The organism is Aureimonas populi (assembly GCF_017815515.1).
In the GTDB taxonomy this organism is placed as follows: Bacteria; Pseudomonadota; Alphaproteobacteria; order Rhizobiales; family Rhizobiaceae; genus Aureimonas; species Aureimonas populi.
In genome coordinates this window covers 1,122,543-1,146,437 of record NZ_CP072611.1, presented here as the reverse complement: position 1 = coordinate 1,146,437, position 23,895 = coordinate 1,122,543, and the positions used below count along the sequence as shown (strand labels likewise).

The window sequence follows — 23,895 nt, the reverse complement described above, 5'->3', positions numbered from 1 at the left end:
ATGACCGTTCTTCCGCGCATCGAAGCCTTCGCCAGGGATCTGGAGGCCATCCGCCACGATCTGCACGCCCATCCCGAGATCGGCTTCGAGGAGCACCGCACCAGCGCCATCGTGGCCGAAGCGCTGGAAGGGATGGGGGCCATCGTCCATCGCGGCGTGGGCGGCACGGGCGTCGTCGCGCTGATCGAGGGCAAACGCCCCGGCGCGCGGCGCATCGGCCTTCGTGCCGACATGGACGCCCTGCCGATGGACGAGGAGACCAACCTGCCCTACCGCTCCACCGTGCCGGGCCGCTTCCACGGCTGCGGGCATGACGGGCACACCACCATGCTTCTGGGCGCGGCGCGTTACCTCGCCGAGACGCGCGACTTCGCGGGCACGGCCGTGTGCATCTTCCAGCCCGCCGAGGAAGGGCTCGGCGGCGCGCGCGCCATGCTGGCCGACGGACTGTTCGAGCGCTTCCCCTGCGACGAGGTCTACGGCCTGCACAACGCGCCGCAATACGCGCTGGGCCAGGTCGCCGTCTTCCCCGGCAAGGCGATGGCCGGGGCGACCTTCTTCGACATCCATATCCGCGGGCGCGGCGCGCACGGGGCGCAGCCGCACAATTCGAAGGACGCGGTGCTGATCGCCACCATGCTGGCGCAGAACCTGCAATCGGTGGTGAGCCGCAACGTGACGCCGATGGAGCCGGCGGTCCTGTCCATCACGCGCATCGAATCGGGCTCGGCGTACAACGTCATTCCCGCCGAGGCGAAGATGAGCGGGACGCTGCGCTATTTCGACGATGGCGTGCGCGACCTGATGCACGAGCGCATCGAGAAGATCGCCGAAGGCATGGCGCTCGGCTTCGAGGTGGAGATCGCGGTGGATCTGCGCCCGATCTTCACCGTCCTCGACAATGCCGGGGAGCAGACCGCCTATCTCCAGGAGGCCGCGGCCGAGATCGTGGGCACGGACGGCGTCCTGACCGCGCGCAAGCCCGTGACCGGCTCGGAGGACTTCGCCGACATGCTGCAGGCCGTGCCCGGCGCCTATTGCTGGGTGGGCCACGGCGGCGACGTGCCCGTGCACAACCCCGCCTTCGTTCTCGACGACGCCATCCTCCCCATCGGCGCCTCGGTGCTTGCCCGCATCGTGGAAAAACGCCTGGCGGCCTGAGGCCCGAGCCCGCCCGGCTAATCCACCGCGAGGCGCAACTGGTCCAGGAAGGCGTTGACGCCCTTGGGCAGGATGCGGCCGGCCAGGGTCTGGACCTCGATGGTGCGCGCGTGCAGCTCCTCGTCGCGCAGGGGAACGATGGCGAAGCGCTGGCGGTCCTGGCGGTGGCGCACGGCCAGTTCCCCGAACAGGGCGACCCCGCCTCCCTCCACGGCGAAGTTGATGAGGGCGGTGGCGTAGTTGCTGGTGAAGACGGGCTTGAGGACGAGGCCCTGCCGCGAGCAGGAGATGTCGAACAGGCGGCGGATCGAGGTCTGCGGGCTCGGCAGCGCGAGCGGATAGGGCGTGAGCTGGGAGAGCGAAAGGCTGCGCTTGTCGGCCAGCGGATGGCCCGGCGCCGCCACCACGTGGATCGGCGCCCTCACGCGCTTCTCTATCCTGATCTCGTGTTCCGGCGCATGGCCGAAGGTGAGGCCGATGTCGCACGCGCCCTCGCGCACCAGCCGCGTCACCTCGCCCGCCGCGGCGATGCGCAGATCGAAATGGATGCCGGCATAGCGCTGGCGGAAGAGATGCACCTGGTGCGGCAGGAAGCCCTCCGCCAGCCCCTCGGTGCTGGCCAGCCGCACCATGCCCCGCTCCAGCCCTTCCAGCGCGCGGATCTCGCCGGCCACGCGCTCGGCGTCGAGCTGCGCGCGCCGCACATGCACGGCCAGAAGCTCGCCCGAGGCGCTCGGCACCATGCCGGACGGGCGCCGCTCGAACAGCGTCGTGCCCAGCTCGCGCTCCAGCCGCGCGATCTGGCGGCTGATCGCCGAGGGCGCGACGTTCAGCCGGGCCGAGGCCTTGTTCACCGATCCCGTGCGCACCACTGCCAGGAAATAGGCGAGCGCGCTGTCCTGAAGCACCCGAGACGCGACCATGGCGATTGCGCCTTTCTGCATTCATTGCCGGAACGGCAACAGCTTATTGCGAATATTGATCTGGCGACAATGGGAAAACCGTTCCTACTCTGCCCCGTCGCCCCTTCGCAGCGGCCCCTCCCGGGCGCCTCGCCGTGAAATGCGCGATGGCATGGCCGTTCGCTTCCCCACTCTCCTCCCGCCACGGAAAAGGTGCCCGACATGACCCTTGCGATCCGCCCCCTCGCGCCGCTCGCCGCGCTTCTCCTCGCCAGCGCCGCTCCCGCCCCGCTCTCGGCGCAGGAAGGGGGAACGGTGCGCGCGGTGATGCATTCGGCCCTGCGCATCCTCGACCCCATCGCCAGTTCCGGCACGATCACCCGCAACCACGGCTACATGGTCTTCGACACGCTTCTGGGCGTGGACGAGAACCTGCAGCCGAAGCCGCAGATGGCCGACTGGGAGGTGTCCGAGGACGGGCTCACCTACAGCTTCACCCTGCGCGAGGGCCTTCTGTGGCACGACGGCGCGCCCGTTACCGCCGCCGACTGCGTCGCCTCGCTGAAGCGGTGGGCGCAATTCGACGCCGGCGGGCGCGTGATGATGGCCTATGTCGAGGCGATCGAAGCGGAAGGCGACCGGCAGTTTTCCATCCGCCTGTCAGAGCCTCTGGGCTCCGTGCCGGACCTGCTCGCCAAGCCGTCCTCCGTGCCCGCCTTCATGATGCCGCAGCGGCTGGCCGAGACGCCGGCCGGCGACACCATCGCCGAGCAGATCGGCTCGGGCCCGTTCCGCTTCAGCGACGCCGAGTTCCAGCCCGGCGTGCAGGTGGTCTACGAGAAGTTCGAGGACTACGTGCCCCGCGACGAGCCGCCTTCGGGAACGGCGGGCGGCAAGGTGGTGAATGTCGACCGCGTGGAATGGATCGCCATGCCCGACGCCCAGACCTCGCTCAACGCGCTGATCTCGGGCGACATCGACTATATCGAGCGCGCGCCCATCGACCTCCTGCCCATCCTGGAGGCGCAGGAGGACATCTCGATCGAGGTTCTCGAGCCGCTCGGGATGCAGGTGGGCGGGCGGATGAACTTCCTGCATCCGCCGTTCGACAATGTCGAGATCCGCCGCGCCGCGCTGATGGCGCTCGGCCAGCCGGACGTCCTGGCCGCCCTGATCGGCGATCCGCGCTATTACGAGGTGTGCGGGGCGATCTTCGGCTGCGGCACGCCCTTCGCCTCGCAGACGGGCGCGCGGACGCTGACGGAGGGCGGAGACGTGGAGGCGGCGCGCGCCGCGCTGGAGGCCGCGGGCTACGACGGCACCCCGGTCGTCCTGCTCCAGCCGACGGACGTCGCGACGCTGGCCGCCCAGCCGATGGTGGCGGCCGACGCGCTGCGCCGCGCCGGCTTCGAGGTGCGGCTGGAGCCGATGGACTGGCAGACGCTCGTCTCGCGCCGCGCCAGCCAGGGCGCACCCTCCGAGGGCGGCTGGAACATGTTCTTCACCAACGCCAATGTGGACAGCCTGTCCAACCCTATCATCAACATGTACCTGACCGCCACGGGAACGGAGGGGAGCTGGTTCGGCTGGCCGACCGACCCCGAGCTGGAGGCCCTGCGCATCGACTTCGCCATGGCGCAGAGCGAGGAGGCGCGCGTGGCCGCCGCCGAGGCCGTGCAGGCCCATGTGATGGAGCAGGTGATCATGGTGCCGCTCGGCCAGTTCAAGAACGTGACCGCCTGGGGGCCGGCCCTGGACGGGCTGATCGAGGGGCCCGTGCCCGCCTTCTGGAACCTGACCAAGAGCGAGTAGCATCCCCATGGAACCCTGCGATCTCGGCGCGCATCAGGCGCGCCGCCTCATCGCCCGCAAGGCGCTGTCGCCGGTGGAGCTGGCCGAAAGCTGCATCGAGCGCACGCAAGGCGTGAACCCCGCCGTCAACGCCCTCGTCGCCCTCGACCTGGAGGGGCTGCGCGAAGGCGCGCGGCGCGCGGAAGCGGCCGTGATGGCGGGCGAGGCGCTGGGCCCGCTCCACGGCCTGCCGCTGGCGGTGAAGGACATGGCGGACGTGGCCGGCCTGCCGACCACCTATGGCAGCCCGATCTTCGCGCAGAACGTGGCCAGGGGCGACGACCCGATGGTGGCGCAGCTTCGCGGGGCCGGCGCGCTGGTGATGGGCAAGGCCAACAACCCGGAATGGAGCGCGGGCGGCAACACGCGCAACAGCGTCTACGGGGCGACGGGCAATCCGTTCGATCCCTCGCGCTCGGCGGCGGGCTCCTCGGGCGGCTCGGCCGCCGCGCTCGCCTGCGGCATGGCCCCGCTCGCCACGGGCTCCGACACGGGCGGAAGCCTGCGCAACCCGGCCGCCTTCTGCGGCATCGTGGGCTTCCGGCCCTCGCCGGGCGTGGTGCCCGGCCATGCCCGCGCCATGTCGCTCCTGCCGCTCTCCACCAGCGGGCCGATGGCGCGCTCGGTGGAGGATGCGGGCCTGATGCTCTCGGCGATGATCCGCCCGGACCGTCGCGACCCTTGGGTCTCGGTGGTCGAAGGGCGCACGCATCACGAGGCGGCGGCCTTCGGCCGCCTTCCCGCCTTCGACCTGTCCTCGGCGCGCGTCGCCCTCACCGTGGATTTCGGCTTCACCCTGACGGAGGGGATCGTCTCGCGCGCCTTCGAGGAGAAGGTCTCGCGCTTCTCCCACGTCTTCGCGCGCGCCAGCCGCGATCATCCCGACTGCGAGGGGGCGGACGAGATCTTCGCCATCCTGCGCGCGCTGCTTTTCAACGGCCAGCACCGCCGGCTGCTGGAAGCCCACCCGGACAAGGTGGGGCCGAATGTGCGCGCCAATGTGGAGGAGGGCGAGCGCTACAGCGCGCTGGACGTGGTGCGCGCGCTGGAAGGGCAGGGAGCGCTTCACCGGCGCTGGCAGGCCTTCTTCGAGGCGCACGACTTCATCCTCTCGCCCGCCGTCACCATCAGCCCGCGCGACTGGCACGAGCTCTACCCGGCGCAGATCGACGGGCGGGCGACCGCGAGCTATTATCACTGGCTCTCCATGGCCTACGCCTCCACCCTCGCGGGCCACCCCTCCGTCACCATCCCGGTGGGGCTGGACGAGAAGGGCATGCCCTTCGGCCTCCAGATCGTGGGGCGGCGCGGCGAGGACCTTTCCACCCTCGCTTTCGCGCAGGAGTTGGAAGCGCATCTCGCGGGCGACCCGGCCCTTGCGCGCCCCCGCCCCGATATCGAATCCTTGCGCCATGCGCCGCCCTTGTCGCAATCGGACGATTTCTACGGCTTCGGCTGACCGCACCGCCCATCAGGAGTTCGCATGTCCTCTCCCCTGCCGCTTTCCAAGGTCCGCCGCGCCGGCGACTTCGTGTTCCTCTCCGGCGAACTGCCCTTTACCGGGGACGGCTCGGTGCCCGAGGGCATCGAGGCGCAGACCGAGCTGACGCTCCAGCGCATTTCCGCGACCCTCGCCTCCGAGGGGCTGACGCTGGCCGATGTCGTGTCCGTTGCCGTCTACCTGACGGAGAAGGGCGATTTCGCCGGCTTCAACGAGGTCTACCGGCGCCATTTCGCCGATCCCTTCCCCACCCGCACCACGGTCATCGCGGGGCTGGTGGCCGAGGCGCGGATCGAGATCACCGTCACGGCGCAGAGCCGCGCCTGAGAAGGAGGGCGGTCCGATGGACGCCGATGTCATCGTCCTCGGCGCCGGCATGGTCGGCGTCTCCACCGCCCTCCAGCTCCGGCGCCAAGGGCGTTCGGTCGTCCTGGTCGACCGGCGCGGCCCCGGTGAGGAAACCTCCTACGGCAATGCGGGCATCATCCAGCGCGAGGCGGTGGAGCCCTACGGCTTCCCGCGCGACCTTCCGAGCCTCTTCAGGGCGGCGCGCAAGGGCGGGCTGGACGTGCACTACCATGCGCGCGCCCTGCCGGCCCTGTTCCCGCGCTTCCTGCGCTACTGGCTCTCCTCCTCGCCCGGGCGCTACCGCCCTCTCGCGGCGGCCCATGCCCGGCTCATCGAGCATTCCATCGCCGAGCACGCGCCCTTGATCGCGCAGGCGGGCGCGGAGCATCTGGTGCGCCGCGAGGGGCTGCGCTTCGGCTTTCGCGACACCGCCGCCTTCGAGCGGGAGGCGCGCGACGCCGAGCGGATCGTCGGCGAATACGGGCTGGAATGCGCGATCCTCGACGGGGCGCAGCTCCAGGCGGCAGAGCCGGCGCTTCTGCGGCCGCTCGCCGGGGCCGTCCACTGGCTAGATTCCTGGTCGGTGCGCGACCCGGGCGCGCTGGTGGGCCTCTACGCCGCCCTGTTCGAGGCCGAGGGCGGCACGTTCCTGCGCGGCGATGCCCGCAGCCTTCGCCCGCAGGGCGCCGGCTGGGAGGTGCGATGCGCCGACGGGCCGGTGCGCGCGGGCGAGGTCGTGCTGGCCCTCGGCCCCTGGGCGGACGAGGCGACGCGCGCCCTCGGCTACCGCCTGCCGCTCTTCGTCAAGCGCGGCTACCACCGCCATTACCGCACGGCGCCGAGCCTCAACGTGCCGCTTCTCGACGCGCAGAACGGCTTCCTCATGGCGCCGATGGAGCGGGGCCTGCGCATCACCACGGGGGCCGAGTTCGCCGCCCACACGGCACCCGCCACGCCCGTGCAGTCGGCGGGGGCGGAGAGGATCGCGCGCCAGCTCGTCCCGCTCGGCGAGGCCGTGGAGGCCGAGCCGTGGCTGGGTGCGCGCCCCTGCACGCCGGACATGCTGCCGGTGATCGGCCCCGCCCCGCGCCACAAGGGGCTCTGGTTCCATTTCGGCCACGCCCATCAGGGCTTCACCCTCGGCCCGGCCACCGCCCGGCTGCTGGCCGAGATGATGTCCGGGCAGACGCCCTATGTCGATCCGACGCCCTATTCACCCGGCCGGTTCGCCGGATCGCGCGCCTGAGCTGCTTCAAGCGAAGCCGGAACCCGGGCACCGGGGCACGCCCCCGCCCGATGCGACTGCCGCGATCGAGCCGGCCCGACGATCCGGGTCGATGGCGAGCCGCCCGGACCGTCCCGCGCCTGCGCGCCGAGCCACAGGCCCTCGCCCTGTCCGAAAGATCGAACGCGCCCGCTTCGCCGAAGGAGCTTCGCCGCCCGATCAATGACCTGAAAACAGGCAGATTTCGGAGAGATGATAAAATCATCATTTCCGCTTGACAGCGCGCCTCGGGATTACTGTTATACCGATATACCGGTAGCGCATGAACAGTTTCGGGAGGCCGCCGCGCGAGGCAGGCGTGTCCCGAATGCCTGGCCTTCATCCCCAAAAGGAAGACCGATGCCGCGAACCCTGCTGATCGCCCTTGCCGCCACCCTTTTCGCCTCCTCCGCCCTGGCGCAGGAAACGCCGACGCCCGGCGGGCGGGCCGACCTCGTGGTGCAGCCCGAGCCGCCGGGCCTCATGCTCGGCCTTCTCACCAACGCCCCCGTCCAGCTCGTCGCCGGGCAGATCTACGAGGGGCTCCTGCGCTATGACGAGAACCTTCAGCCCCTGCCCTCGCTCGCCCGCGAGTGGGACGTCTCCGAGGACGGGCTGACCTACACGTTCCGCCTCCAGGAGGGCGTCACCTGGCATGACGGCGAGCCCTTCACCTCGGCGGACGTGCTCTTCAGCGCCAACGACTTCCTGGTGGAAACCCAGTCGCGCCACCGCAACACCATGGCGCGGGTGGAAAGCGTCGAGGCGCCGGACGAGCACAGCGTCATCTTCCGCCTGAAGGAGCCCTTCGAGCCGCTGATCCGCTCCTTCGCCTTCTGGGTCATGCCGATGGTGCCGAGGCACGTCTACGAGGGCACCGACTATGCCACCAACCCGGCCAACGACCGGCCGATCGGCACCGGCCCGTTCAAGTTCGACAACTGGAACCGCGGCAGCAGCATCCGCCTCGTGAAGAACGAGGACTATTACATCGAGGGCAAGCCCTATCTCGACGAGCTGTTCTACCATGTGATCCCGGACGGTGCCTCGCGGGCGGTGGCCTACGAGACGGGCGAGGTCGACATCCTGCCCGGCGGCTCGGTGGAGAATTTCGACGTGCCGCGCCTTTCCGCGCTCGACAACACCTGCGTGTCCGACAAGGGTCGCGAGTTCGACTCGCCCCTGTCCTGGATCTGGATCAACAACCGCACGCCGCCCATGGACGATGTGCGCTTCCGGCAGGCGATCATGTACGCGATGGACCGGCAATTCGCGCTCGACGTCCTGTGGAACGGGCTCGGCAAGGTGGCGACCGGCCCCATCGCGGGCACCACGCCCTTCCATTCGGAGGTCGAGCCGCAATATCCCCACGACCCGGACCGGGCGCGCGCGCTTCTGGACGAGATGGGTTATGACGGCACGCCGCTGCGCCTCCTGCCCCTGCCCTATGGCGAGACGTGGCAGCGCTGGGCCGAGGCGGTGCGCCAGAACCTCCAGGAGGTCGGCATCCCGGTGGAGATCGAGGCGAGCGACGTCGCGGGCTGGAACCAGCGCGTCTCCAACTGGGACTACGACCTCGCCTTCACCTTCCTGTTCCAGAACGCCGACCCGGCGCTGGGCGTGGAGCGCAACTACATCTCCTCCCAGATCCAGCAGGGCAACCCGTGGAACAATGTGGAGGGCTATTCCAACCCCCGGGTGGACGAGCTCTTCGCCGAGGCCGCGACCGCCTTCCCGGCCGAGCGGCGCCAGGCGCTCTACGACGAGGTGCAGGCGATCGTCCAGGAAGAGGTTCCCGTGGCCTGGCTGCTCGATCTCGGCTTCCCGACCATCTACAATTGCCAGTTCCAGGACATCATCACCACGGCCAACGGCCTGAACGATTCCATGCGCGACGCCTGGATCCGGCAATAGGCCGCATCGGCCGGCGCCGCCCCTCCTTCTTCCCGTCCCCGGATCAGGACCCGCGCGATGCTTCGCTTCGTTCTCGCCCGCCTGGTGAAGGCGGTGATCATTCTCCTGTGCATCACCATCTTCAACTTCTTCCTGATCCACGCCGCGCCCGGCGACCCAGCCGCCGTGATGGCGGGGGAGGCGGGGGATGCGGACGAGGCCTATCTCCAGCAGCTTCGCGAGCGCTTCGGCCTCGACAAGCCCTTGCCGGTGCAGCTCCTCGTCTATCTCTCGCACATCGCCACGCTCGATCTGGGCTACTCCTACCGGCAGGGCCTGCCCGTCGCCCAGCTCATCTGGGACCGGCTGCCGGCCACGCTGCTTCTCTCCGGCACGGCCTTCGCCATCTCACTGGTGCTCGGCGTCATGGCGGGCGCCCTGGCGGCGTCGCGGCAGGGGCGCATCTCGGATTCGCTGATCTCGGCCTTCGCGCTGCTCTTCTACGCCACACCCCTCTTCTGGCTGGCGCTGATGGCGGTGGTGCTGTTCTCCGTGCAGCTCGGCTGGCTGCCGGGCTTCGGCTATGAGAGCGTCGGCTCCGGCTATACGGGCCTTGCGCGCGTGGCCGATATCGCCCGGCACCTGGTGCTGCCGGCCACCACGCTCGGCCTGTTCTTCATGGCCGTCTATGTGCGCATCACGCGCGCCTCCATGCTGGAGGTCGGCCGGCAGGATTTCGTGCGCACCGCGCGCGCCAAGGGCCTGCGGCCGGGCGTCATCCAGCGCCGCCATGTGCTGCGCAACGCCATATTGCCGGTGGTGACGCTGGCGGGCGTGCAGGCCGGGCAGCTCGTGGGCGGCGCGGTGCTGATCGAGACGGTCTTCGCCTGGCCGGGCATCGGGCGGCTGATGTTCGAGGCCCTGTCGCAGCGCGACTACAACCTGCTTCTGGGGGTTTTCGTGGTCTCCTCGGCCATGGTGCTCCTCTTCAACCTGATCACCGATGTGCTCTACCGCATCGTCGATCCGCGCATCCGGGTGTCGTGATGCGGGAGTTCTGGGCGAATTTCTCCCGCAATCGCGGCGCGCTGATCGGGCTTTGCGTGCTGGCGCTGGTGCTCCTCCTCGCCGCTGCCGCCCCCCTTCTGTTCCCGCGCTCGCCCTGGGCCATGGTGCAGCGCCCCTTCCTGCCGCCCTTCGACAATCCCGGCTTTCTGCTGGGCACCGACACGATGGGCCGCGACATCGCCTCGGCCATCGCCCATGGCGCGCGGGTCTCGCTTCTCGTCGGCCTCGTCTCCACGCTGGTCTCCCTCCTCATCGGCATTCCGGTGGGGGCGCTGGCGGGCTATTTCGGCGGCTGGGTGGACGATGCCCTGATGCGCTTCACCGAATTCTTCCAGAGCGTGCCGAGCTTTGCGCTCGCCGTGGTGCTGGTGGCGATCTTCCAGCCGAGCCTCATCTCCATCGTCATCGCCATCGCGATCGTGAGCTGGCCCCCGGTGGCGCGCCTCCTGCGCGGCGAGGTCATGTCGCTTCGCTCGCGCGAATTCGTGGAGGCGGCCACGCTGTCGGGCCAGTCCCACGCCACCATCATCTGGCGCCAGATCCTGCCCAACACGCTTTCGCCCATCATCGTGATGGCGACCATGATGGTGGCTGCCGCGATCCTTCTGGAAAGCGCGCTCTCCTTCATGGGGCTGGGCGATCCGAACATCATGTCCTGGGGCTATGTGATCGGCGCGGGGCGCACGGTGATCCGCCAGGCCTGGTGGGTCAGCTTCTTCCCCGGCATCGCCATCCTCCTCACGGTGCTCGCCCTCAACCTCATCGGCGAGGGGCTGAACGACGCGCTCAACCCGCGCCTGTCGAAGAAAGGGCGGTGAGGACCATGGCATCATCCCCCGCCCCCGTCGTCCTCATCGACAAGCTCTCCATCGCCCTGCCGCCGGGCGCGGACCGCGCCTATGCGGTGGACCGCGTCTCGCTGACGCTGCGCGCGGGCGAGATCCTGTGCGTGGTGGGCGAAAGCGGCTCCGGCAAGTCGATGTCGGCCAACGCCATGATGGGCCTTCTGCCCGAGGGGGTGGAGCCCGCCGGCGGGCGCATCCTCCTGGGCGGCGAGGACCTTCTGAGGCTCGACGAATCCGCGCTCTACGATGTGCGCGGGCGCCGCGTGGCGATGATCTTCCAGGAGCCGATGACCGCTCTCAACCCCCTGATGCGGGTGGAGGACCAGATCGCGGAAGTGTTCGAGGCGCACGGCCTCCTGACCCCGAAGGAGCGGCGCGCGCAAGCGCTGCGGCTTCTCGCCGAGGTCGGCCTGCCCGATCCGCCCCGCGCGGCGGCCTCCTACCCGTTCCAGCTCTCGGGCGGCCAGCGCCAGCGCGTGATGATCGCCATGGCGCTGGTGCTGGAGCCGGAGGTGCTGATCGCCGACGAGCCCACCACCGCCCTCGACGTGACGACGCAGGCGCAGATCCTCAAGCTCATCCGGCAATTGCAGGAACAGCGCGGCATGGCGGTGATGTTCATCACCCATGATTTCGGCGTGGTGGCCGAGATCGCCGACCATGTTGCGGTGATGGAGAAGGGCCGGGTGGTGGAGGAAGGCCCGGCGCAAGAGGTGCTGCGGCGCCCGCGCCACGCCTATACGCAAAAGCTCATCGCCGCCATTCCCTCCATGTCCGGGGGGCGCGCGGCGGGCGCGATCGAGGGCGAGCCGGTGCTCGCCGTCGAGGGACTCGGCAAGACCTACCGCATCGGCGGCGGCCTTTTTACGAAAGCCCGCGCGGTGGAGGCGGTCAGGCACGTCTCCTTCACCCTTTCGCGCGGCGAGACGCTGGGCATCGTGGGCGAAAGCGGCTCGGGCAAGTCCTCGGTCGGGCGCTGCCTGGTGCGGCTTCAGGACCCCGATACCGGCAAGGTGATGCTGGGGGGCAAGGACATGGCGCATCTGAAAGGCCGGGCGCTGCACGCGGCGCGCCGGCGCATCCAGATGATCTTCCAGGACCCCTACGGCTCGCTCAACCCGCGCATCCGCGTCGGGCGCACCATCGCGGACGGCCCCATCGCCTACGGCGTGGATGCGCAAACCGCCCTTGCCGAGGCGGGGGCGCTTCTGGAGCGCGTCGGCCTCGACGCCTCGGCGGCCGCGCGCTTTCCGCACGAATTCTCCGGCGGCCAGCGCCAGCGCATCGGCATCGCGCGGGCGCTCGCGCTCAAGCCCGAGATCATCGTGGCCGACGAGGCGGTCTCCGCCCTCGACGTGTCGATCCAGGCGCAGGTGCTGGACCTCCTGGCCGAATTGAAGGCCGAGCTGGGCCTGTCGCTGATCTTCATCACCCACGATCTGCGCGTGGCGGCGCAGATCTGCGACAGGGTGATGGTGATGCAGAAGGGCGAGATGGTGGAGATCGGACCCAGCGCCCAGATTTTCAGCGCGCCCCAAGCCGCCTATACACGAAGCCTCCTGGCGGCCATTCCCGGCGCGAAGGCCGAGATGGCCGCCGGGTGACACGCCCCCTTTTCCCGAAGATCGAGATGGACACCCCCATGAGCGCCCTTCCCAATTCCATCGAAGCCCGAGACGCAGCCTACCAGCTCCACCCGCTGGTGGACCTGAAGGCCTACGAGAAGACCGGCGGGCTCGTGATCGAGCGCGGCGAGGGCGTCTATGTCTTCGACAATTCCGGCAAGCGCTACATCGAGGGGCTGGCGGGGCTCTGGTCGGTGGCCGTGGGCTTCGGCGAGAAGCGCCTTTCGGATGTCGCCAAGGCGCAGATGGACAAGCTGCCCTATTACCACATCTTCTCCGGCAAGACGCACGGCCCCTCGGTGGAGCTGGCCGAGAAGCTCGTCCACATGGCCCCCGTGCCCATGTCCAAGGTGCATTTCACCTCCTCGGGCTCGGAGGCCAACGACCTCGTCGTCAAGCTCTGCTGGTATCGCTCCAACGCGCTCGGCAAGCCGGAAAAGAAGAAGATCATCGGCCGCCAGAAGGGCTATCACGGCGTCACCATCGCCGCCGGCTCCATCACCGGCCTGCCGCGCAACCACCAGTCCTTCGACCTGCCGCTGCCGCAGATGCGCCACACGCTGTGCCCCGACTATGCCGGCACGGCGCTCCCCGGCGAGAGCGAGCGCGACTTCTCCGGGCGCATGGCGGCCGAACTGGAAAAGCTGATCCTGGAGGAGGGGCCGGACACGGTGGCCGCCTTCTTCGGCGAGCCGGTGATGGCCTCCGGCGGCGTCTTCGTGCCCCCGGAGGGCTACTGGCAGGAGATCCAGGCGGTTCTCAGGAAATACGACGTGCTGCTGGTGGCCGACGAGGTGATCTGCGGCTTCGGGCGCACCGGGCAGATGTTCGGATCGCAGACCTACGGCATCGAGCCGGACGTGATGGTGCTGTCCAAGCAGCTTTCCTCCTCCTACCTGCCCTTGTCCGCCATCCTGATGAACGAGAGCTTCTACGAGCCCATCGCGCGCGAATCGGAGCGCCTGGGCACCTTCGGCCACGGCTTCACCGCCTCGGGCCATCCCGTGGCGACGGCGGTGGGGCTGGAGAACCTGAAGATCATCGAGGAGCGCGATCTCGTCGGCAATTGCCGCGAGCGCTCCCCGCTCTTCCTGCGCCGGCTGGCGGAATTGTCGCAGCATCCGCTCGGCAAGGGCTTTCGCGGCGTCGGGCTGATCGGCGCGCTGGAGCTGAAGCCGCGCGAGACGCCGGGCGCGGCCGGCGCGGCGCTGGCCGAGGCGGCGCTGGAAGAGGGGCTGATCGGCCGCTCCATCGGGGATGCCTTCTGCCTCTGCCCCCCGTTGATCATCACGGACGAGGAGGTGAACGCCATGTTCGACGCCCTCGCCCGCGCCCTCGACAAGATCGCAGCCTGAAGGACCGAGCCATGAGCGCCAAGACCGACCTGGGAGAGATGAGCGCGCCGGAGCTTTCGGCCCTCTTCGCCAAGGGCGCCGCCTCGCCGGTGGAAGCGGCCGAGGCCGCCCTCGCGCGCATCGAGCGCTTCAACGGTGAGGTCAACGCCTTCGCCCATGTCGTGCCGGAGCTTGCGCTGGAAGCGGCGCGGCAATCGCAGGAGCGCTGGCGGAAGGGCGAGGCGCTGGGGCCGCTCGACGGCGCGCCCGCCACGATCAAGGAACTGACGCCGGTCATCGGCATTCCGTGGCGGCGCGGCTCGAAACTGGGCAACAAGGAGCCGGCCACCCACGAGATTCTGATCGTGAAGCGGCTGCGCGCGGCGGGCGCGGTGATTCTCGGCACCACCACCTCGCCGGAAATCGGCTGGAAGGGCGTCACTCACGGGCCGGCCTTCGGCAACACGGTGAATCCGTGGCGCTCGGACCGGGCCTCGGGCGGCTCCTCGGGCGGGGCGGCCGTGGCGGCGGCGCTCAACATGGGCGTCCTGCACGAGGGCTCGGACGGAGCGGGCTCGATCCGCATTCCCGGCGCCTTCTGCGGCGTCTTCGGCATCAAGCCCACGTTCGGCTGGGTGCCGGCGGATGCCCCCTCGCCCCTGATGGAGCTGGCCCATCGCGGCCCGCTCAATCGCACGGTGGAGGAGGCCGCGCTGTTCCTCCATGCCGTCGCCGGCCCCTCGCCGGACGCGCTCTACGGTGCCTGCCCTCCCGACCTGCCGGACTGGAGCGGGGCGGCCCGGGGTTCGGTCGAGGGCCTGCGCATCGGCTACAGCCGCACGCTCGGCTATGCCGGCGTCGCGCCCGAGGTGGCGGCGGCGGTGGAGCGCGCGGCGACACGCCTCTCCGAGATGGGCGCCATCGTGGAGGAGGCCGATCCCGGCTTCGAAAACCCACTGGAGGCGCTGCGCACCCTGTGGTTCGCCGCCGAGTCGCTGACCGTGGACCGCATCGCGCCCACGGAGGCGCAAAAGGCCGAGATGGACCCCGGCCTCATCGCCATCGCCGAGAAGGGGCGTGGCTTCTCAGCCCGCGATCTCCTGCTCGCCGAGGAGGTGCGCGCGCGGCTGAAGGTGACGATGGCCCATTTCCACACCCGCTACGACGCGCTGATGACGCCCACCATGCCCATCACCGCGCTGCCCGCCGGCATCGATTTCCCCGAAGGGCAGGGCATGAGCGACTGGACCGACTGGAGCCCCTTCACCTACCCGTTCAACATGACGGGCCAGCCGGCCGTCTCCGTGCCCTGCGGCTTCGATGGAGAGGGCCTCCCGATCGGCCTCCAGTTCGTCGCCGCGCGCTTTCGCGACGAGACGGTGCTGCGCCTTGCCGGGGCCTACCAGCGCTCCTTCCCCGAGGCGGTGCCGGACCGGCCGAACCTTCACGCGCGCGCATGAACCTTGCCATGACCACGCCGGGCGAAGCGCCCCGGAGGCGGGAAGCGCCGGAGGCCATCGGCGCCGGCCTCTCCGTGGCGGGCGGCTCCGTCGCGCCCGAAACGGCGGAGGAAATCGCCGCGCGCCATTACGGCATCACGGGCAGGGCAACGCCGCTCATCGGCGAGAAGGACGCCAATTTCCGCCTCGATGCGGCCGATGGCGGCCGTTTCTTCCTCAAGATCCTGCATCCGGGCGAAAGCGCCGGGGTCTCGTCCATGCACACGCTCGCGCTCCTGCATGTGGAGGCGCGCGCGCCGGAGCTGCCGGTGCAGCGCGTCGTCCGCACGCGGGCGGGGCGGGCGGATTTCCGGATCGGGCTGGGCGGCGAGGAGCGCACGGTGCGCCTGACGGACTTCACGCCCGGGCTTGCCCAGAAGGAGACAGAGCCCTCGCCCGCCCAGGCGCGCGCCGTGGGCGAGGTGCTGGCACGCCTGCAAGGCGCGCTGGCCGATTTCCGCCATCCGGCCGAGGATCACGAGACGAGCTGGGACATGGCGCGCGCCGGCCTCCTGCGCGCGGTGCTGCCGCTCGTGCGGGACGAGACCGAGCGCGCGCTTCTCACCGAGATCCTCGACGCCTTCGACGCCCGCCTCGCGCCGCGCCTTGCCGCCCTGCCCCGGCAGATGGCGCATAACGACTTCAACAAGGACAATATCCTCGTCGACCCGGCCGCGCCGGAGCGCATCGCGGGGATCATCGATTTCGGCGACATGCTGCGCACGCCCGTCGTCTGCGATGTGGCGGTGGCGGCCGCCTACCAGCTCGGCGAAGGGGGAGACGATCCGCTGGCCGCGGCGCTGCCCTTCCTCTCGGGCCACGGCGCGCTCAACCCCCTGTCGGAGGAGGAGATCGCGCTCCTTCCCACCGCCATCCTCACCCGCATGGCCATGCGCCTTCTGGTGACGCAATGGCGGGCGGACCGCCTCCCGGAGCGCGCGGACTACATCCTGCGCAACAGCCCTTCCGTGCGCGCGCAGCTCCGCGCCTTTGCCGCCTATGCGCCGGGCGAGGCCTCGGCGCGCATCGCAAGCGCCTGCCAGGCTTGAGAGGAAGGAGCCCCTTCATGTCGCAACCCGCCGCCCCCCTCCCGTCCGATCCGGCCGAGGCGATGCTCGCGCGCCGCCGCGCGCTCCTGGGCGGCTCCTACCGCCTGTTCTACGAGCGGCCCGTGCATCTGGTGCGCGGCGAGGGGGTGTGGCTCTTCGACGCCGAGGGGCGCCGCTATCTCGACGCCTACAACAACGTGCCGGCGGTGGGCCATTCCCACCCACGGGTGAACGCGGCCGTCACCGCGCAGATGGGCCTTCTCAACACCCATACACGCTATCTGCACGAGGCGATCCTTTCCTATTCGGAACGGCTGCTCGCCACTTTCCCCGAAGAGATCGCGCAGGTCATGTACACCTGCACGGGCTCGGAGGCGGTGGACCTGGCGCTGCGCATCGCGCGCCATCATACGCAGGGCGCGGGCGTCGTCGTCACTGCCAACGCCTATCACGGCACCACGGCCGCGACGGTGGAAATCTCGCCCTCCCTCGGCCCCGCCGTGCCGCTCGGGCGTTGCGTGCGCACCGTGGAGGTTCCGGGGGAAGGGCCACGGATGGGCCGGGTCCTGGCCGAAAACGTCGCCGCCGCCTTCGCCGACCTGGCCCGCCACGGCATCCGCCCCGCCGCCTTCGTGGCGGACGGCATCTTCTCCACGGACGGCGTGCGCGCCGAGCCGGCGGGCTTCCTCCAGCCGGTGCTCGAGGCCGTCCATGCCGCCGGCGCGCTCTATGTCGCCGACGAGGTGCAGCCGGGCTTCGGGCGCACCGGCGGTGCCTTCTGGGGCTTCCAGCGCCATTCCATCGTGCCGGACATGGCGGTGATGGGAAAGCCGATGGGCAATGGCCTGCCCATCGCCGCGCTTGCCCTGCGCCCGGAGGTGGGCGAGCGGTTCGGGCGCGAGGTGCGCTATTTCAACACCTTCGGCGCGAACCACGTGTCGCTGGCCGCCGCCGGCGCGGTGCTGGACGTGATCGAGGCCGAGGGGCTCCAGGCCAATGCCGCGCGCGTGGGCACGCAGCTTCTGGAGGGGTTGAAGGGGCTGGCGGGGGAGTTCGACCGGGTGGGCGAGGCGCGCGGCGCCGGGCTCTTCCTGGCCCTCGACCTGAGGGACGGCGAAACGGGGGCCCCCGATGCCGCGCTCGCCACCCGCGTGGTGAACAGCTTGCGCGAGCGCGGCGTCCTGATCGGCGCCTCGGGGCCTGCCGGCAACGTCCTGAAGATCCGCCCCCCCTTGCCTTTCGCCTCCGCGCACGCAGACCTCTTCCTCGCAAAATTGCGGGAGGTTCTGGCAGGAACGGCATGAGGACGAGCGCGGAGACGAGACGGCAGGCGGAAACGACGGCGGGGGAGCGCGCGCGCCTCGCCATGGCCTATGGCGGCCAGGAGCTGCCCAAGGCAGCGCGCGTCTACGCCGCCCTTCGCGACGCCATCATCGCCATGCGCCTGCGGCCCGGCGCGCGCCTGGTCGAAAAGGACATCTGCGCCGAGCTCGGCGTCTCGCGCACCCCCTTTCGCGACGCGGTGATGCGGCTGGCCGGGCAGCGGCTGGTGACGGTGGTGCCGAGCGACGCCACCTTCGTCAACAAGATCATCCTGGAGGAGGTGGTGGAGGGGCAGATCGTGCGCGAAAGCCTGGAGCTGCGCTTCGCCGCCATCGCCGCCGCGCGCTTCGTGCCCGCCTTCGAAAAGGATTTCGAGCTTCTTCTGTGGCGCCAGGCGGAGGCCGCGCGGCGCTGCGACGGGGACGAGTCCTTCCATATCGACCGGGAGTTCCACCGCCTCCTGTGCCGGTGCGCCGGCTTCCCGCATATCTGGGACACGATCCACGAGGCCAACGGCCAGCTCGACCGGGTGCTCTACCGGGCCTTTCCGCTGGAGGATTACTACGGCCAGGTGCTGGACGAGCACCGCGCGATCTTCGAGGCGCTGCGCAAGCGGGACGCGGAGGGCGTGACCCGCATCATGGGGCCGCATCTTCGCGACAACCTCCACTCCTTCCGCGTGCTCATGAACCGGGAGCCGGACCTCGTGGAGTTCGACCCCTCCTCCTCGGCCTGCGAGATCATGGCGCAGATCCGCTGACGCGGGCGGGCGGGCCGAGGCTCGCCCCCGGCCGCAAGCGGAACGGCCCGTTCAGACCACCTTGCCGCGCGCTGCCACGGCCCATGGCTCGATATGCCCGTCCGCCATGCGCATCTGCACCGCATCCACCATGTTGGTGACGACGCAGGCGTGGTTGGGAACGATGGACAGGCGATCGCCCACCGCAAGGCCGACCGGCCCGTCGCAGACGATGCGGCCATGCTCCTCGGAGAGCTGGTCGATGGCCAGGTCCGGCCGGCCCAGCACCGCGCCGTGGCCCGTCAGCCCGAGAAGGTCGGAGGTCAGCACTTTGGAGCCCGCGTCGATGATGGCGCGGCCGGGCGCGGGAACGGAGACGACGGTGGCCAGCACGGTGAGCGCGCATTCCTCCAGCGTGGCCACGCCCCGCGCAACCAGCGAGCGGTCGTTGTAGACATAGGTGCCGGGCCGGTACTCGGTGAGGATGTCGTCGGTGCGCGACTGCCAGATGTCGGGCGTGCCGCCCGAGGTGACGCAGGGCACGGGCAGGCCCTCCGCCTCGATCAGCGCCTTGGCCGCCTTGAGGAAATCGGCCGCCCGCGCCGCGCCGCCGGCGGCCGGATAGGTCATCAGCCCGCCGAAGGCGAGGCCCGGCGCGGCGGCGATGGCGCGCGCCAGCGAGCGCGCAGCCTCCGGCGAGGCGACGCCGCAGCGCTGGCCGCCCGTATCGCACTCCACCAGCACGGCGAGCGGCTCGCCCGCATCCGCGAAGGCGCCCGAGAGGCCCGCGACCACCGCGTCGCTGTCGGCCACCACCGAGAGGCGGACGCGCCCGGCCAGCGCGCGCAGCCGGGCGAGCTTCTCCTGCCCGAGGATGTTGTAGGTGATGAGGATGTCGCGGATGGCCGGGTCTCCGGCCGCCATCGCCTCCGCCTCGCTCACCTTCTGGCAGGTGATCCCCACCGCCCCGGCCTCGATCTGGAGGCGGGCGAGCTGCGGCAGCTTGTGGGTCTTGATGTGCGGGCGCGCCGCAAGGCCGGCCGCATTCGCATGGGCCTGGAAGCGCAGGATGTTGGCCCGCGCCTTTTCGAGATCGACCACCACGGCGGGGGTCTGGAGGTCGAGGAGAGCGCGGTCTGCCATTGTTCGGACCCTTCGTCGAAAAGCGATTGACAACAAATGAAGCAGGCCTCCTTATACGTCAATCCGAAATTTCAGACTGATGTCCACTATAATGGACACTATGGCAGGCCCCTTCATGACCCTCATCCGATACGGCGCCGGCGAATCGGGCGCCGGAAAACAGGCCCTCCCCTTCGCCCGCGCGGTGGAGGCCGACGGCTGGCTCTACGTCTCCGGCCAGGTGGCGATGGAGAACGGGGAGATCGTGGGCGGCGGCATCGTGGCCGAGACGCGAAAGGCGATGGAGAACCTCGTCGCGATCCTGAAGGAGGCCGGCTACGGGCTGGAGGACGTGGTGCGCGTCGGCGTCTGGCTCGACGACTCGCGCGACTTCTGGAGCTTCAACGGGGTCTATGCCGAGTATTTCGACGGCCACCCGCCGGCCCGCGCCTGCGTCCAGTCCTCCATGATGGTGGACTGCAAGGTGGAGATCGACTGCGTGGCCTACCGGAAGAAGTGAGGGCGCGCGCGGTGGACGGCTCGGGGCAGGACAAGGCGAAGACCCAAGGGGCGGCCCGCTCGCGCGGGTTGGACCGGGCGCTCGACATACTGGACGCGCTGGCCTCCGCGCGCCGTCCCCTGCGGGCCAACGAGATCGCCGCGCTCCTGGGCGCGCCGCGCTCCTCCATCTACGAGCTGACCGCGCTTCTCCTCGGCCGTGGCATGCTGGAGGACGCAGGCGACGGGCGCCTCTTCCTCGGCGAGAAGCTCTATCTCCTCGGCGCGGCCTATGCGGCCGTCTCCGGCCGGCAGGTGGCGGTGGAGGCCGCGCTCAAGCGCATCGTGGAGGAGACCAGCGAGACGGCGCAGTTCTGCCGGCTCGACGCCAACCGCTATTATGTCGCCGCCATGCGCGAGGGCTCGCGCCCCTTCCGCATCTCCACCGATATCGGCGAGCGCGTGCCCCTCACCTGGACCGCCTCGGGGCGCGTCCTGCTGGACCATCTGCCGCGCGAGGGCGTGCTCGCCTTCCTTCAGGAGGGCGACCTCTCCCTGCCGGACGGCAGGCCCATCGAGCGCGAGCGCTTCCTGCGCGAGGTGGAAGGTGCGCGCGCGGACGGGCATTTCACCTTCGACAGCGCGCTCGACAGCTACACCCATTGCTTCGCCGTGCCGGTGCGCCGGGCGGACGGGCAGGCCGTCGCCACCTTGTGCATCGTCGCCCCGCGCGAGGACGCCCGGCGCAACCACGAGGCCTATCTCGCCAGCCTCAAGGGCGCGGCCGCCGCGCTCGCCCCGCATTTCGCCAACGGTTAGCCATGCGCATCTTCACCGCCTCCCTCGCCACGGAGACCAACACCTTCTCGCCGGTGCCGACCGACCTCGATTCCTTCAAGGCGGCCTTCTACGCCGGGCCGGGCGAGCACCCGGACACGCCCACGCTCTGCTCCTCGCCCGTGCCGATCCTGCGCCGCCGGGGCCGCGCGGAAGGCTTCACCGTGATCGAGGGCACCTCCTGCTGGGCCGAGCCCGCCGGCCTCATCCAGCGCCGGACCTACGAGACGCTGCGCGACACCATCCTGTCCGAGCTGAAGGCCGCCCTGCCCGTGGACGGCGTGGTGCTGGGCCTGCACGGGGCCATGGTGGCGCAGGGCTATGACGACCCGGAGGGCGATTTCCTCGCCCGCGTGCGCGCGCTCGTCGGCCCGGACGTGGTGGTGGCCGCCGAGTTCGACCCGCACAGCCATCTGACGCCGCTGCGCGTGGCGCAGCTCGACCTCATGGCCGCCTTCCTGGAATTTCCGCATACGGATTTCGAGGAGCGCGGCGAGCATGTGGTGGAGCTTGCGCTGCGCGCCGTGCGCGGCGAGATCCGCCCCGTGATCTCCACCTTCGACTGCCGGATGATCACCATCTACCCCACGAGCCGGGAGCCGATGCGCTCCTTCGTGGACCGGCTGAAGGCGCTGGAAGGCAAGGCGGGCGTGCTCTCCGCCTCCGTCATCCACGGCTTCATGGCCGGCGACGTGCCGCAGATGGGCACGCGCATCGTGGTGGTGACGGACGGCGACGGGCAGGCGGGCGACCGGCTGGCCGAACGGCTCGGCCGGGAGCTCTACGCGATGCGCCGCGACACCGCCATGCCCATGCTCGACACCGAGGCGGGGCTCGACCGGGCGCTGGCCCTGCGCGCGGCCGGCGCGGACAAGCCCGTCGTGATCGCCGATGTCTGGGACAATCCGGGCGGCGGCGTGGCGGGGGACGCCACCCATATCCTGCGCCGCATGATCGAGCGGGGCATGGACAGGATCGCGCTCGCCACGATCTGGGACGCCGTCGCCGTCTCCTTCGCCCACGCGGCGGGCGAGGGGGCCGAGATCGAGCTGCGCTTCGGCGGCAAGTCCTCGCCCCATGGCGGCCAGCCGCTCGACGCGCGCGTGAGGGTGCTGCGCACGGTCGAGGCCGGCTGGCAGAGCTTCCGCAACAGCCGCGTCACGCTCGGCCGCGCGGCGGTGGTGCGCATCCTGGGCACGCAGATCGACATCGTGCTGATCACCAGCCGCACCCAGACCTACGAGCCGGACATCTTCTCCAACCTCGGCGTCGACTTCGCGGGGAAGGACATCCTCCTCGTGAAGTCCACCAACCATTTCCACGCGGGCTTCGCCCCCGTCGCCGCCGAAATCCTCTACGTCGCGGCCCCGACGAGCTACCCCACCGACCCCGCGACGACCCCCTACGCCAAGGCCAGCCACGGGCTATGGCCGCGCGTGCCGGACCCGCTCGGCCTCGAAGGCTGACGCGAACCCCATCGCCATCCCAGCCCCCAAGACAGGAGCCATCGCCATGAAGAGAATGCTTCTTGCAGCCGGCCTCGCCGCCCTGATGGCGGGAACGAGCGGCATCGCCCTCGCGCAGACCGCCGGCGGCGGCGTCCTGACGGTCGCCACCATCGGCGAGCCGCCCTCGCTCGACGTCATGCAGACACCGACCGACATCGTGCTCACCATCACCCAGCACATCTTCGAGACGCTCTACATCTACGACGCCGAATGGCAGCCGCAGCCGCTGCTGGCCGCCGACATGCCGGAAATCTCCGAGGACGGCCTCACCTACCGCATCCCCCTGCGCGAGGGCGTGACCTTCCACGACGGCTCGGCCTTCGATTCGGCCGACGTGGTGGCCTCGCTCAACCGCTGGATGGAGATCAACTCCAAGGGCCGGCAGGTCGCCGAGGTGATCGAGACCATCGAGGCGGACGGCGACAACGCCGTCGTCGTCACGCTCAACTCGCGCTATTCGCCGCTCCTGGCCACCTTCTCTCAAGGCTCGCCCATCCTGCCGTCCGAAACCCTGGGCGGCGAGCTGACCGACTTCATCGGCACCGGCCCCTACCGGCTTCAGGAGCGCCGCCCCGACCAGTACACCCAGCTCGTCCGCTTCGAGGACTACGTCTCGCCGGAGGGCGAGCCCTCCAACTACGCCGGGCGCCGCGAGGCCATCGCCGACGAGATCCGCTTCGTGCCCGTGCCGGACGCCAACACCCGCGTCGAGGGCCTGATCGCGGGCCAGTACGACTATGCCGACTCCCTTCCCGTCAGCGCCTATGAGCGCGTGGAGGCGGCGGGCAATGTCGAGCCGGTGATCTTCGAGAATGCGGGCTGGACCTCGCTCAACATGAACATGGCCGAGGGTCCGCTGACCGACAAGGCGCTGCGCCAGGCCGTGCAGGTGGCGCTCAACCCCTCCGACATGATGCTGGCCGCCTTCTCCGACGAGCGCTTCTTCGCCGTGGACGGCGCCCTCTTCCCCGAGGGCTTCTTCTGGCACACGCAGGCGGGCGTGGAGCGCTACGGCGAGGGCGACCCGGAGGCGGCGGCCGCGCTGATGGAGGAAGCGGGCTACGACGGCACGCCGATCCGCATCCTCACCAGCCGCCAGTACGGGTTCCACTATTCCACCGGCGAGGTGGCCAAGGCCTATCTGGAGGCGGCGGGCTTTGCGGTGGACCTTCAGGTCGTGGACTGGGCGACCCTGACCACGCGGCGCGCCGACAAGGGCCAGTGGGACATCTTCATCACCCACTCCAACTTCCCGGGCGACCCCACCACCCTCAACACCATCACCGACACCTATCCGGGCTGGTACACCTCCGAGGCCAAGTCGCAGGCCGTCGCCGCCTTCATGAACGCGGTGACGAACGAGGAGCGCTTCACCGCCTGGGAGGGCATCCAGAGCGTCATCTACGAGGACGCGCCGCTGGTGAAGGTGGGCAATTTCAACGCGCTCGGCGGGCTGGCGAGCGGGGTTTCCGGCTATGAGCCGGCCTACTGGCCGCGCTTCTGGAACGTGGCGCCGAGGGGCTGAGGA

Annotated in this window: 20 protein-coding genes; 18 read left to right on the top strand and 2 right to left on the bottom strand. The window is 70.1% G+C overall.

Annotated features, from left to right (window positions below; genetic code table 11):
- On the top strand, nt 1–1,161 hold the full coding sequence (locus tag J7654_RS05280; protein WP_209738829.1) for a M20 aminoacylase family protein: 1,161 nt from the start codon (nt 1–3) through the stop codon (nt 1,159–1,161).
- A 17-nt stretch (nt 1,162–1,178) separates the two neighbouring features.
- On the opposite strand, the gene J7654_RS05275 is transcribed toward J7654_RS05280, so the two are convergent.
- Nucleotides 1,179–2,084 carry a LysR family transcriptional regulator gene (locus J7654_RS05275; protein ID WP_209738827.1) on the bottom strand — a complete coding sequence of 302 codons (906 nt, stop codon included), beginning with the start codon at nt 2,082–2,084 and terminating at the stop codon, nt 1,179–1,181.
- Nucleotides 2,085–2,285: 201 nt separating this feature from the next.
- On the opposite strand from J7654_RS05275, the gene J7654_RS05270 reads away from it, so the two are divergent.
- The 13 genes from J7654_RS05270 to J7654_RS05215 all read left to right on the top strand — a co-directional run bounded on the left by J7654_RS05270 (nt 2,286) and on the right by J7654_RS05215 (nt 18,423).
- Nucleotides 2,286–3,875 (top strand): ABC transporter substrate-binding protein, encoded by a 1,590-nt coding sequence (locus tag J7654_RS05270; protein WP_209738825.1) that lies wholly within the window; start codon nt 2,286–2,288, stop codon nt 3,873–3,875.
- Between the two features lie 7 nt (nt 3,876–3,882).
- Nucleotides 3,883–5,373 (top strand): amidase, encoded by a 1,491-nt coding sequence (locus J7654_RS05265; protein ID WP_209738823.1) that lies wholly within the window; start codon nt 3,883–3,885, stop codon nt 5,371–5,373.
- A gap of 24 nt (nt 5,374–5,397) precedes the next feature.
- The gene (locus J7654_RS05260) at nt 5,398–5,742 is read left to right on the top strand and encodes a RidA family protein (protein WP_209738821.1); all 345 of its coding nucleotides are present in this window, start codon (nt 5,398–5,400) and stop codon (nt 5,740–5,742) included.
- 16 nt (nt 5,743–5,758) lie between these two features.
- On the top strand, nt 5,759–7,009 hold the full coding sequence (locus tag J7654_RS05255) for an NAD(P)/FAD-dependent oxidoreductase (RefSeq protein ID WP_209738819.1): 1,251 nt from the start codon (nt 5,759–5,761) through the stop codon (nt 7,007–7,009).
- Nucleotides 7,010–7,387: 378 nt separating this feature from the next.
- Complete coding sequence (locus tag J7654_RS05250) at nt 7,388–8,941, top strand: ABC transporter substrate-binding protein (protein ID WP_209738817.1); 1,554 nt, start codon at nt 7,388–7,390, stop codon at nt 8,939–8,941.
- A gap of 57 nt (nt 8,942–8,998) precedes the next feature.
- Nucleotides 8,999–9,967 (top strand): ABC transporter permease, encoded by a 969-nt coding sequence (locus J7654_RS05245; protein WP_209738815.1) that lies wholly within the window; start codon nt 8,999–9,001, stop codon nt 9,965–9,967.
- Entirely contained in the window at nt 9,967–10,806 is an 840-nt protein-coding gene (locus J7654_RS18300; protein ID WP_245195659.1) for an ABC transporter permease, read from the top strand. The genes J7654_RS05245 and J7654_RS18300 overlap by 1 nt, the downstream gene beginning before the upstream one ends.
- Before the next feature lie 5 nt (nt 10,807–10,811).
- Complete coding sequence (locus tag J7654_RS18295) at nt 10,812–12,437, top strand: ABC transporter ATP-binding protein (protein WP_245195657.1); 1,626 nt, start codon at nt 10,812–10,814, stop codon at nt 12,435–12,437.
- 38 nt (nt 12,438–12,475) lie between these two features.
- Nucleotides 12,476–13,813, top strand: a complete 1,338-nt coding sequence (locus J7654_RS05235; RefSeq protein WP_209738812.1) for an aspartate aminotransferase family protein — start codon at nt 12,476–12,478, stop codon at nt 13,811–13,813.
- A gap of 11 nt (nt 13,814–13,824) precedes the next feature.
- A complete protein-coding gene (locus J7654_RS05230) occupies nt 13,825–15,252 on the top strand; it encodes an amidase (protein ID WP_209738810.1) in 1,428 nt (475 codons plus the stop codon).
- A complete protein-coding gene (locus J7654_RS05225) occupies nt 15,249–16,340 on the top strand; it encodes a phosphotransferase (RefSeq protein WP_209738808.1) in 1,092 nt (363 codons plus the stop codon). Before J7654_RS05230 ends, J7654_RS05225 begins: the two co-directional genes overlap by 4 nt.
- Nucleotides 16,341–16,357: 17 nt before the next feature.
- Nucleotides 16,358–17,644, top strand: coding sequence for an aspartate aminotransferase family protein (locus tag J7654_RS05220; protein WP_245195656.1), 1,287 nt, complete (start codon nt 16,358–16,360; stop codon nt 17,642–17,644).
- A complete protein-coding gene (locus J7654_RS05215) occupies nt 17,641–18,423 on the top strand; it encodes a GntR family transcriptional regulator (RefSeq protein ID WP_209738805.1) in 783 nt (260 codons plus the stop codon). The genes J7654_RS05220 and J7654_RS05215 overlap by 4 nt, the downstream gene beginning before the upstream one ends.
- Before the next feature lie 51 nt (nt 18,424–18,474).
- Here the strand turns inward: J7654_RS05215 and J7654_RS05210 are convergent, their stop codons facing one another.
- Nucleotides 18,475–19,545 carry an alanine racemase gene (locus J7654_RS05210; protein WP_209738803.1) on the bottom strand — a complete coding sequence of 357 codons (1,071 nt, stop codon included), beginning with the start codon at nt 19,543–19,545 and terminating at the stop codon, nt 18,475–18,477.
- A 115-nt stretch (nt 19,546–19,660) separates the two neighbouring features.
- On the opposite strand from J7654_RS05210, the gene J7654_RS05205 reads away from it, so the two are divergent.
- From J7654_RS05205 to J7654_RS05190, 4 genes are read left to right on the top strand one after another with little or no spacing between them, the layout of a single operon-like run.
- Nucleotides 19,661–20,044, top strand: a complete 384-nt coding sequence (locus tag J7654_RS05205) for a RidA family protein (protein WP_209738802.1) — start codon at nt 19,661–19,663, stop codon at nt 20,042–20,044.
- Nucleotides 20,041–20,841 carry an IclR family transcriptional regulator gene (locus J7654_RS05200; RefSeq protein WP_245195654.1) on the top strand — a complete coding sequence of 267 codons (801 nt, stop codon included), beginning with the start codon at nt 20,041–20,043 and terminating at the stop codon, nt 20,839–20,841. The genes J7654_RS05205 and J7654_RS05200 overlap by 4 nt, the downstream gene beginning before the upstream one ends.
- Before the next feature lie 2 nt (nt 20,842–20,843).
- On the top strand, nt 20,844–22,325 hold the full coding sequence (locus tag J7654_RS05195) for a M81 family metallopeptidase (RefSeq protein WP_209738800.1): 1,482 nt from the start codon (nt 20,844–20,846) through the stop codon (nt 22,323–22,325).
- 46 nt (nt 22,326–22,371) lie between these two features.
- The gene (locus J7654_RS05190; protein ID WP_209738798.1) at nt 22,372–23,892 is read left to right on the top strand and encodes an ABC transporter substrate-binding protein; all 1,521 of its coding nucleotides are present in this window, start codon (nt 22,372–22,374) and stop codon (nt 23,890–23,892) included.
- The last annotated feature ends 3 nt before the right edge of the window (nt 23,893–23,895 follow it).

Coding starts and splice junctions, on each gene's coding strand:
- J7654_RS05230 (WP_209738810.1), top strand. CDS start 13,825: ATGAGCGCCAAGACCGACCTGGGAGAGATGAGCGCGCCGGAGCTTTCG.
- J7654_RS18300 (WP_245195659.1), top strand. CDS start 9,967: ATGCGGGAGTTCTGGGCGAATTTCTCCCGCAATCGCGGCGCGCTGATC.
- J7654_RS05280 (WP_209738829.1), top strand. CDS start 1: ATGACCGTTCTTCCGCGCATCGAAGCCTTCGCCAGGGATCTGGAGGCC.
- J7654_RS05250 (WP_209738817.1), top strand. CDS start 7,388: ATGCCGCGAACCCTGCTGATCGCCCTTGCCGCCACCCTTTTCGCCTCC.
- J7654_RS05190 (WP_209738798.1), top strand. CDS start 22,372: ATGAAGAGAATGCTTCTTGCAGCCGGCCTCGCCGCCCTGATGGCGGGA.
- J7654_RS05245 (WP_209738815.1), top strand. CDS start 8,999: ATGCTTCGCTTCGTTCTCGCCCGCCTGGTGAAGGCGGTGATCATTCTC.
- J7654_RS18295 (WP_245195657.1), top strand. CDS start 10,812: ATGGCATCATCCCCCGCCCCCGTCGTCCTCATCGACAAGCTCTCCATC.
- J7654_RS05210 (WP_209738803.1), bottom strand. CDS start 19,545: ATGGCAGACCGCGCTCTCCTCGACCTCCAGACCCCCGCCGTGGTGGTC.
- J7654_RS05275 (WP_209738827.1), bottom strand. CDS start 2,084: ATGGTCGCGTCTCGGGTGCTTCAGGACAGCGCGCTCGCCTATTTCCTG.
- J7654_RS05215 (WP_209738805.1), top strand. CDS start 17,641: ATGAGGACGAGCGCGGAGACGAGACGGCAGGCGGAAACGACGGCGGGG.
- J7654_RS05255 (WP_209738819.1), top strand. CDS start 5,759: ATGGACGCCGATGTCATCGTCCTCGGCGCCGGCATGGTCGGCGTCTCC.
- J7654_RS05195 (WP_209738800.1), top strand. CDS start 20,844: ATGCGCATCTTCACCGCCTCCCTCGCCACGGAGACCAACACCTTCTCG.
- J7654_RS05220 (WP_245195656.1), top strand. CDS start 16,358: ATGTCGCAACCCGCCGCCCCCCTCCCGTCCGATCCGGCCGAGGCGATG.
- J7654_RS05235 (WP_209738812.1), top strand. CDS start 12,476: ATGAGCGCCCTTCCCAATTCCATCGAAGCCCGAGACGCAGCCTACCAG.
- J7654_RS05270 (WP_209738825.1), top strand. CDS start 2,286: ATGACCCTTGCGATCCGCCCCCTCGCGCCGCTCGCCGCGCTTCTCCTC.
- J7654_RS05205 (WP_209738802.1), top strand. CDS start 19,661: ATGACCCTCATCCGATACGGCGCCGGCGAATCGGGCGCCGGAAAACAG.
- J7654_RS05265 (WP_209738823.1), top strand. CDS start 3,883: ATGGAACCCTGCGATCTCGGCGCGCATCAGGCGCGCCGCCTCATCGCC.
- J7654_RS05260 (WP_209738821.1), top strand. CDS start 5,398: ATGTCCTCTCCCCTGCCGCTTTCCAAGGTCCGCCGCGCCGGCGACTTC.
- J7654_RS05225 (WP_209738808.1), top strand. CDS start 15,249: ATGAACCTTGCCATGACCACGCCGGGCGAAGCGCCCCGGAGGCGGGAA.